Annotated in this window: 5 protein-coding genes; 1 reads left to right on the top strand and 4 read right to left on the bottom strand. The window is 37.5% G+C overall.

Translation table 11 applies throughout. From position 1 onward, the window contains the following. On the top strand, positions 1-470 hold a 470-nt coding region (locus tag L3C95_RS31815; RefSeq protein ID WP_236394692.1), incomplete at its 5' end, for an IS66 family transposase. A gap of 571 nt (positions 471-1,041) precedes the next feature. On the opposite strand, the gene L3C95_RS31810 is transcribed toward L3C95_RS31815, so the two are convergent. The 4 genes from L3C95_RS31810 to L3C95_RS31795 all read right to left on the bottom strand — a co-directional run bounded on the left by L3C95_RS31810 (position 1,042) and on the right by L3C95_RS31795 (position 9,109). After that, positions 1,042-3,072, bottom strand: coding sequence for a hypothetical protein (locus tag L3C95_RS31810; protein WP_236394690.1), 2,031 nt, complete (start codon positions 3,070-3,072; stop codon positions 1,042-1,044). A 325-nt stretch (positions 3,073-3,397) separates the two neighbouring features. Continuing rightward, positions 3,398-4,201, bottom strand: a complete 804-nt coding sequence (locus L3C95_RS31805; RefSeq protein ID WP_236394688.1) for a tetratricopeptide repeat protein — start codon at positions 4,199-4,201, stop codon at positions 3,398-3,400. Positions 4,202-4,287: 86 nt separating this feature from the next. Further along, the gene (locus L3C95_RS31800; RefSeq protein WP_236394686.1) at positions 4,288-5,727 is read right to left on the bottom strand and encodes a RagB/SusD family nutrient uptake outer membrane protein; all 1,440 of its coding nucleotides are present in this window, start codon (positions 5,725-5,727) and stop codon (positions 4,288-4,290) included. A gap of 16 nt (positions 5,728-5,743) precedes the next feature. After that, positions 5,744-9,109 (bottom strand): SusC/RagA family TonB-linked outer membrane protein, encoded by a 3,366-nt coding sequence (locus L3C95_RS31795; protein ID WP_236394683.1) that lies wholly within the window; start codon positions 9,107-9,109, stop codon positions 5,744-5,746. Between the last annotated feature and the right edge of the window lie 56 nt (positions 9,110-9,165).

Raw genomic sequence — 9,165 nt, 5'->3', positions numbered from 1 at the left:
TACTCTATGAAATAGAGCGGGAATGCAATGCTCAGGCATATGATATAGCAGATCGTAAATCTCACCGTTTTGAGAAGGCTGTTCCTATCCTCGCTGAGTTAGGGGGATGGATGATTAACCAGTATCCACAAGTCCTTCCTAAGAGCCCAATTGGACAAGCACTGGCTTATAGCATAAAAAGGTGGAATAAACTATGCGCATATGCCCAAACAGGACATCTGTTGCCAGATAACAACCCGATTGAAAACTCCATAAGGCCTATAGCCCTGGGCCGAAAAAACCATCTATTTGCCGGCTCACATGAGGCTGCGAGGAGATCCGCGATGCTATATAGCTTGCTTGGAACTTGTAAAATGCATAAGGTTGATCCTGTAAAATGGTTACAGGACGTGCTCAGTAGAATAGCCGGCTATCCCGTAAACCGAATCAAAGAACTTCTTCCACATAACTGGAAACTTGAGCAAAGTTAAGCCACTCCCGAATTACGATATAGATGCTGTTGCTCGTAGGCTTACGCTATCTTACAGCTTCCCCAATAGGCAAAAAACAAATCATTGGTTCGATCTTCGCAGAAAAGCTGATTTTTTCAGATATTAAATTTCGAATCACAGAACCGAACGTCAGCCTCGAGTTGATAAGCAGGCCCAGAGCGGGCTCAGATGACCTTAAAAAGCAAAAGATCGGAGATATTCTCCGACCTTTCCGCTTTTGTGCCCAGAACAGGAATTAACCTAGGTCTGGTATCCAATAAGTTATAAATATCTTTAGTCAAATTGCTGTCAAGCCATAACTTGACTTAGCAATTAGCCGAATTCGTTCGCTTTTTTTGCCAAACGACCTGTCAAGGCAAATATAGTTTTTAGTCACGGTAAAACGACAAAAATTCTTGAGCGGAATATTAGTTTCAGTCCTCTACCATGTTTTAAACAATATAATGATTGGACATCAATTTAGGAGATTGAAAGAGAAATTTTGCAGTACTTGTGGCTTGACCAATAGAAAGCTGTATCCGAAATGCCTTAAAATTATTGTAGAGAGATATTAATCTTCTTCAGTTAAAAAGATCATATCAATTGGATATTGAATTCTTTCTTCAAACTTAGCAATACCGGATACATTGTAATGCTTTTGTGCCAATCCTGAAATTATAAATCCAGGAATAAGAAGATATAATATCGTAATTGGGAATGAGTAGTACCAGTTATTTAGCACTAATTCTCTTAGGTTTATATTTTTATTTAAAAGGAAGATGGCTTTATTGAATAATATGGGTACTACTACCGCAATCACTAGGCCAAACCATTGCCAAAATCTCCACATAAAAATCTTCCTTTTTTTGTAGTTATTTCTTTTTGTTGCAATTTGTTCATTCTTAAGTTTAATATTTTCGGCTCTGAGCCGTCTAATGGCGTTCCCTAACTCGGAATTTAAATCAATGGTCTCAACTAATTTGGTTTTATCTGCCTCAACAACACGTTTTTCTCGACTCAAATCATCTGATCTTTGTTTAAAAGAGGCGATTAAAATTTCCATAAGCTGTTGTTGATTCGCCTCTTTTTGCTTTTGTTTATCAACTATTTCTTGTAGAGTGTTTACAAATTTTGTCTCATCATTCCTAGCCGAATCGTTAAGCTCCTCTACACTTGTGAAGGACCTTGCTGCAATACTTTTCGAGATGAAGACTATATCTTCATCACTAATTTTCTCTTTTGCATATTTTCTTATATTGTTTTCTAATTCTTTAATAATAGCTCCATGTGGTAACGCATCATTCAAGGTTGAAGAAACAAGTCTATATAACCCGATATTCGCTATCTCATTAATACCAATACCTTTTCTCACAATGGGAGAAGATAGCCATAGCATATTTAAAAGGTCTTCCGCTTTGATCATAAGAGGGAAATGACCATTAACCCAATTAATTGTTTTTCTTCTACTTGAGTTATTCACGAACCAGCAATTTATCTTCGAGAACTCATTTACATTCCGACCTCTTTTTTCCTTTACATAAGCAAGGCATGTCGCATCATGCAAAGCTGCAAATGGTGTATGGCGGACTTCTTTAAGCTTTTCATAGTCATCAGAGAATCGAGCCTTATTTTCATACTTCTCAACATTTGGAATAATGATAATTTTCTCAGCATCGAGTAAAGAGGGAATTTGTTGCCGTATCCTTTCTAAGTCAATTTTAGTTAAATTTCTTCTGTGGCAAGCATTATAGATATCTTCGGGATCAACCAAGCGAGAAAAAAAAGTTGAGTCGAACATATCCAATTTTACTTTTAGCAATTGATCAATTTCTCTTAATGTTATCTCAAGAACAGTACATTTATATCCAAGTTGACCTCCTAGTTGTAATAATTTTTTACAATTGACAGTAGACTCAGATGTATTCAGATCAAGAAGGCTTATTATAAAATTAGTGTCTAACACCAATTCTACGCCATTAACCAGCAATTTAGGCGTGTATTCAAGATATGTAGAAAGAATTGAGCCGATATAGACAGATTGTAAAACGTTATATAGCGCCGGAACTCTTCTTAAGAAATTAATGAACCTCGCCTCTACGGTTCCATCATCGGGATTCGACGGATACTTTTTGTTTATATATCCCCCCAAAGAGTATTTTCCCTCTTCGATGAAACTGTAAATAGATGAGTTAGGCTTATCAATCTTTTCCTCCCTTAAAAAATCAAGATATATTTGCTCTAATAGGCGAATTTCAGTTTCTTTTTTTTCTTGCTCTTCATTAAACTCATCGAAGACATACTCTTTGATAATAAAGGATCCATCTGCATGAAAACGTACCTTTATATTCTCAGGTGTATTAATTTCTGCCTCTATCTTCGAGAGAATCCTTCGCAAGATGGGATAGGGCATTTCTAATCCAGTATCTTTGTCAACAAACTCTTTAACTTCGGATAACTCATCACCTTTAATTTTGCCGGTTGCACACATTTTTGCTAGACCGATTTTTACAATAGGAACAAATAGATTTTCAAAATCTTTAGATATTGAGCCAGTATTATAAATGTGGGCCAAAAGGCTGTAAGTCACAATTTGCTTATTCATATCATACGAACAATAATGACAAAAAATATTTTCGATTATTAATATGTTGCAATGACAACGGAATGATAATATTTTACGGCTCAGAAATATCCCTTCAGTTGTCGGTCAGAAGACACAACAACGGCGGTACCGGTAGATGAATACCGGCGGAGGCTTAATTGTTATTTGGTTTTATGGGAGTGTAAAATTTTTTGTGTAAACAACTTCCCCATTGTTTGAAACCCTGCCGGGATGGGGAAGGGGGAATGGCACGGCAGCAGCGCTTTCCCCGGTTTCTGGACCTATTGAGATAAGTAGCGATCACAGACCGTTAACACAGAAAATTCTATAGTCTCTTTTTTACCGGCCAGGTAGGTTCACCTCGCTCCATCTTTATCAATGTTTCTCTTATCTCGTTGTTGTCAGGAGCTAAAATGATTGCTCTTTTTTGCCAATTAAGCGCTTCTTTATCACGTCCCGCTTTGTAGAGTATGTTTGCATACGTATCGATAAAGGACGCATTATTAGGCTCACTTGTTACTAGGATTCCCATCCATTTTATTGCTTTATTTAGTATATCAGGATCATTGCTATTTGTGAATATCAGCGAATAAATCATATTATTTAAGGCTGCTTTACCAAATCCGGCAGTATCTAAGCCATATTTGTCATTTTTTTCAACAGTACATTTAATAAGATTTATAGTGTCTTTTTTGTAGCCATACCATCTGACTTGGGCGCCAAGTATTGTCCTATCAGCATAATCTCGGGAAAATTTTTTGGTAATTTTATTTCTCATTAATTCCCAATTAGGTTGAGCCATGCTGGAATCGGCTGAATCGCTGTTTTTCCACAGCAGGGGATCTATTTCTTCTTTTGCTATTATATAATCAATGTGGCTCTGAATATATTGGTTCTTTCCGGTGGCTTCTTGTATTTTGTATTCCTTTTTTTTGAGAAAATCAAAAAAAAGGCTTTTAGAGCTTATGTTATTCATTATCATGAAATTAATGTTCTCTTTTTTGTAGCGTTCAGGTTCGGTCAATTTGTTAAAGAATCGATTGAGTGAGTCGATTGATATCGTACCAGTCTGTGCTTTACATAAAATTGGGAGTAATATCACTAGGGTCACCGTTATTGTCTTCTGCATAAACATAAAAGCGTTTCTTTAATAGTGTTTTAAATTTTTTTCATCAACAAGGTTGCATCGAATAGATGTTGTTGTCATTATTTATACTAATAATCTTCGTTTTGAACGAGGTTGGGTCCATTTTGGAGATCTGTTAATGACAGCGGATACCACTGCCAATGTATTTCCCATGTTCCACCTTTTTGAGCGGTTACATACTGCATTATATTATTCACTTTACCCGTTCTTTTAAGATCAAACCACCGGTGTCCCCATTCTGTAAATAACTCTACTTGCCTTTCATGAACAATTGCATTTACGAGGGATGATCTGTCAAGTGGGCCCGAGTAGTCAGGCAAACCAGCGCGATTTCTAATTATGTTAAGATCTGATAATGCGTCGGTTGTTTTTCCAAGTTCTATTCTCGCCTCAGAACGTACTAAGAACAATTCTCCTAGTCGAAGGACTGTTGAATATTCTGTAACAGGTTCGTTAAAAGTTGCGCTTTTGTATTTATAGGAATAATCATAACCAATACCATTTATTACTCTTGTATTTACCCAGTTATTCTTTCTCTTGTCACCTGGTTCGAACGCTTTAGTTAAGTTGTTACTTAAATATACGGGCCATTCATTTGTAGGCCCTGTTTCGGGTATGGTGTATGTTCTAGCATCTTCTGTGTTCCAACCTTTATTTACCGGTTGTAATTGCCAGATAGCTTCCTTACTGTTTTTAAGAAACACCTCATTTAATGGTACAGTGTCGTATAAAATTTTGTTATTGATAACTTGAGATGCAGTATTCTCTGCATTTACAAAATCTGATGTGTACAGATACGCCCTAGCCAATAGTGCAATAGCAGCCCATTTGGTAGGTCTTAATCGTTCATCTGTTTTAGTCAGTGCATCACCATTTAAATAGTCAGAGCTTAAAAGGTCACATGCATCTTTCAAGTCACTTATTATCTGTTCGTACACTTTGGATTGTGGGCTTCTAGCCAAGCGTTCATTAATTGTGAAATCCGTCGTAAGTGCTAGTGCCACATTGCCATATAAGTTGGCAAGATAGAAGTAATTAAATGCCCTCATAAATTTAGCCTCACCGAGTAATTGTCGCCTTACGGCAGGTGTAAGATGTGTTGACTTTTGTAGCCCTTCGATGGCGGAGTTTATTGCATAGATTGTGGGATAAGTACTAACCCAAAAATTAGGATTGGAAGTGTTTTTTAGGTTGTTTTTATAATAGGCGATTTGATCCACATCAGTAATTGCGCTATATAAAGTCAATTCATCTGACGATAACCCAGTGTAAAACGAAATTGACGTAAGAGTTTCAGCGGCCCGAATCCCAGGCGAACTCATTTTACTGTATAAAGATGTCAGGGCGGCAGTTGCTGTTACATCGTTCATGAATACGTTTTCACTATTAATGCTTGTGGTAGGCTCTGGTACTTCAACGAATTTTTTACAGCCTGATATAAAAGGAAAAATAGCCAATGTAACAAGAGTAATCGTTTTCAGATTGTATGACGAAAGTATATTTTTCATGTGTTAGTTTTTATTATTACAGGCTTACCCTAATACCCAATGTCAACATTTTTAGTGGTGGTAAATTCGTGTTGCTTAAAGCTTCTGGATCTAGGCCTTTGTACTTTGTGAAAGTGAGCAGATTTTGACACTGTATATAAAGACTTAAACTATTAAGATGTATGCTTTTTATCCAGTTGTTGGGGATTTGCCATGATGCAGACAAGTTCTTTAGCCGGATATATGATGCATCTACGTATCCAGCATCACTTTCATTTTTTACTTTCGCAAATTGGTCAGCATATCTTCCTAATGCGCTGTATTGCTGGATAGGTGCACGGTCACCGGGGCTTTGCCATCTGTTCAGAACAGCAACTGGTTGGTTTAATAGAGCAACTCCTGGAGGTGCAACGCCGAAAGAGAGATCTGACCCTTTCTGTTTAACAAACTGAAATAGGAAATCCACAGTGAAATTTTTATATCTAATACTGTTATTTAAACCACCATAATATTTTGGAGCCAAATCGATCAAAATATTTGCATCTCTTCTAAAATCCGGAGCTGAAGTGAATTTTCCTAAACTGTCCGAAAACTCATACACTCCAGTTTCGCTATTGACACCAATGTATTTATAGATCCTTCTTGTACTAAGTGAGCGACCGACTATAAGCACGTTTGCATAGCTTGATTGTTCTTGATTTGGGAAAGAAACAAGCTTATTTTTGCTGAAAGTAATATTTATACTAGATGACCATTCTACTTCCTTACTCCTTACCCATGAACCACTAATGACTAACTCTAATCCTGAATTCCTTATGGTGGCGGGAAAGTTTCTTAGGACTCCTCCGCCAGCCATGCTTGGTAATGCATAATTTAATAGTTGATTAGACGATCTGTTATTAAAGTAATTGGCGTTAAGCGTTAATATATCATTAAAAAAACCAAAGTCCGTACCGATATTCAGCTTTCTTGTCTCTTCCCATTGGATATACGGGTTGGGTAAGCCAGTCGGCGTGATAATTGTTGAACCTTGATATGGTATATCTTGAGCAACCGGCGTATATAGGTTAAGGTATGCGTAATTCCCTATCTGGTCGTTTCCAGTTGTTCCATAGCTCAGCTTTAACTTTAGAAAACTTAAAGCTGGCTGCATTCCTTTAAGAAAACTCTCTTCTGATAATATCCAGGCTCCTCCTATTGCTCCAAAGTTATGAAACCTATTAGCTGCTCCGAATCTGCTGCTTCCATCTCTACGTACTGATATATTGAGTATATATTTATTCTCCCAATTATAGTTCAATCGACCAAAAAGAGCGTTATACTTATAAATATATGCTGTAGAGGAAAATGACCTGATAATTGATGCAGATTTAGGATCTGATATAACATCGTCACTTAGATATCCTTCCCCCGAGTATGACTGGCCGTTTGCATCTGTCCTTTGAATAGAAGTTCCAATTAGCAAATTCAGATTGCCCTTGCTTATAGTATTCTGGTAATTTATTTGTGGTTCAATTATCCATGAACTAATATTATTATTACCATACAGTCCACCATTCAATATATATGGTCTTAACTCTGGTTGTGTAGCTGTGTTTGGCGTAATTACAGTTTCTTTTGATTGCATAGTAGTAAACCCGAAACTGCTGCTAATGTCTATTTCTTTGGTTATCTGATATTTCAGTACTGCGTTGCTAACTAGGTTATTTGTTTTGACTGTGTACTTTTTTTCTAACTCAGACATTGGGTTGGGAAACGTTGTTTTTCCTGTTGCATCGAGTGCCCAGTTTATAGATCCGTCGTTATTATACAATGTTGGAGCGTTTGGGGCCAGGAAAATTCTCGATGTTATGTCGACACTTGGTAACCTGTTATTATCAACAAGGTAATTTGCGGACAAGCTTAGATGAAATTTTTGATTGGGTGTAACACTGTTAATGTTAAAATGTACCGCTCCTTTTTCATCTACAAAATCTTTTGGAAAAACGGTTGATTCTTTACGATAGGTAGTTCCTACTAAATAGTGCGTATTTGATGTGCCTCCTGAAAAGCTTAAGTTTAGATTAGTGTATTTGGCAGTTCCGCCTATAAATTTTTTTTGCCAGTTGGTATAACGAGTAGTGTCCCAGAAAAATAGGTCGGGGGCGATAGCTGTTCGAACTTCAGGGATGTCAAATGGAGGAGATGAAAAGTCGATTTTATCATTTGAAAAGCCTTCCCGCCTCATTGTCAGGTACTGTTGTGTGTTCAATAAATTCAGCTTACGGCTTACTCTACCCCATCCTTGCTGAAGGTTTGCGTCTACTCTTGTTTTCCCTGCTTTTCCTCTTTTTGTTGTAATCAAAATAGCTCCATTTGCGGCCTTCGAACCATATATTGCAGTAGCATCTGCGTCTTTGAGAACAGATATGCTCTCGATATCGGAGATGTTAATAAAAGATAGTGGATTTCCATGTTGGCCGTTATTTGTTATACCGGCACCTTCAAGAACACCGCCAAAATTTGGCAAAAGCTGCGAAATATATGGAACACCGTCGATTACGTAAAAGGGATCGTTACCATTACGAATACTGTTTTGTCCTTGTATTTGTATTTTAACCCCTCCACCAACGAGGCCTGAAGCCTGAGTAATCTGTAATCCCGGCACTCTTCCTGCAAGAGCCAATATAGGATTGTTCACGGGTTGATTTCCGATATCTTTAGATCTTATGGTTGTTACATTTCCAGTGGAAGTGCGGTTTGTAGTTGTACCATAAGCCACTATGACGGTTTCATCTAATTCTCCAATGTATCCTTGTAGGGTAATTGTTCCTAAAAAGGATCGACCTTTAATAGGAATAGATTTCGAAAGAAACGAAATGTTACTAATCATTAGATAAGCATTTGGCGGCACACTGTTGATTACAAAATTGCCGTTCACATCTGTTGCACTTCCTTTATTGGTGCCTCTGATCATTACGGTTGCTCCCGGAAGCGGGCTGCCTTTTTCATTCGTCACTTTGCCTGTGATTGAAATTGAGGAATCTGCAGGTGAAGCAGACTCAGAATTAGCTTTTTGAGGACTCCTTTTAACGGAGATCGCTGAATCATCAAGATCTACCCATTCCAGACCTCTGGGATCAAGCAATTCATGCATGACATCAGTAAAAAGCTTGTTCTTTACGCTAATGGTCACATTAGAATACTCTGATAAGTCTACACTGTTAAAGAAGATATTAATACCGGTTGATTTAGTAATCTTCTTTAGAATTGATCCTAGGGGCTCATTAGTAGCAGAGAGAGAGACTGGCCGGTTTATGACTCGACCGCCTTGGGCATGAGAAATTACGAGAACTTGAATCAAAAAAAATAATAGAAATGATTGGCATAAAGGCCGATAAAATTTGCGGATGGATTGAGGCATAAACAATCAAATTTGGTTGAGCGAATGGTTGGTCCCTTTAGCAAAAGAGCGAATTA

Source organism: Chitinophaga filiformis, from assembly GCF_021646545.1.
Taxonomy (GTDB): domain Bacteria; phylum Bacteroidota; class Bacteroidia; order Chitinophagales; family Chitinophagaceae; genus Chitinophaga; species Chitinophaga filiformis_A.
The sequence above is the reverse complement of the archived record's forward strand: the minus strand, read 5'-3'. Positions and strand labels throughout refer to the sequence as shown.

Bases quoted from the DNA above. Each gene is read 5' to 3' on its own strand.
- L3C95_RS31810 (WP_236394690.1), bottom strand. From the start codon at position 3,072: ATGAATAAGCAAATTGTGACTTACAGCCTTTTGGCCCACATTTATAAT.
- L3C95_RS31805 (WP_236394688.1), bottom strand. From the start codon at position 4,201: ATGCAGAAGACAATAACGGTGACCCTAGTGATATTACTCCCAATTTTA.
- L3C95_RS31800 (WP_236394686.1), bottom strand. From the start codon at position 5,727: ATGAAAAATATACTTTCGTCATACAATCTGAAAACGATTACTCTTGTT.
- L3C95_RS31795 (WP_236394683.1), bottom strand. From the start codon at position 9,109: ATGCCTCAATCCATCCGCAAATTTTATCGGCCTTTATGCCAATCATTT.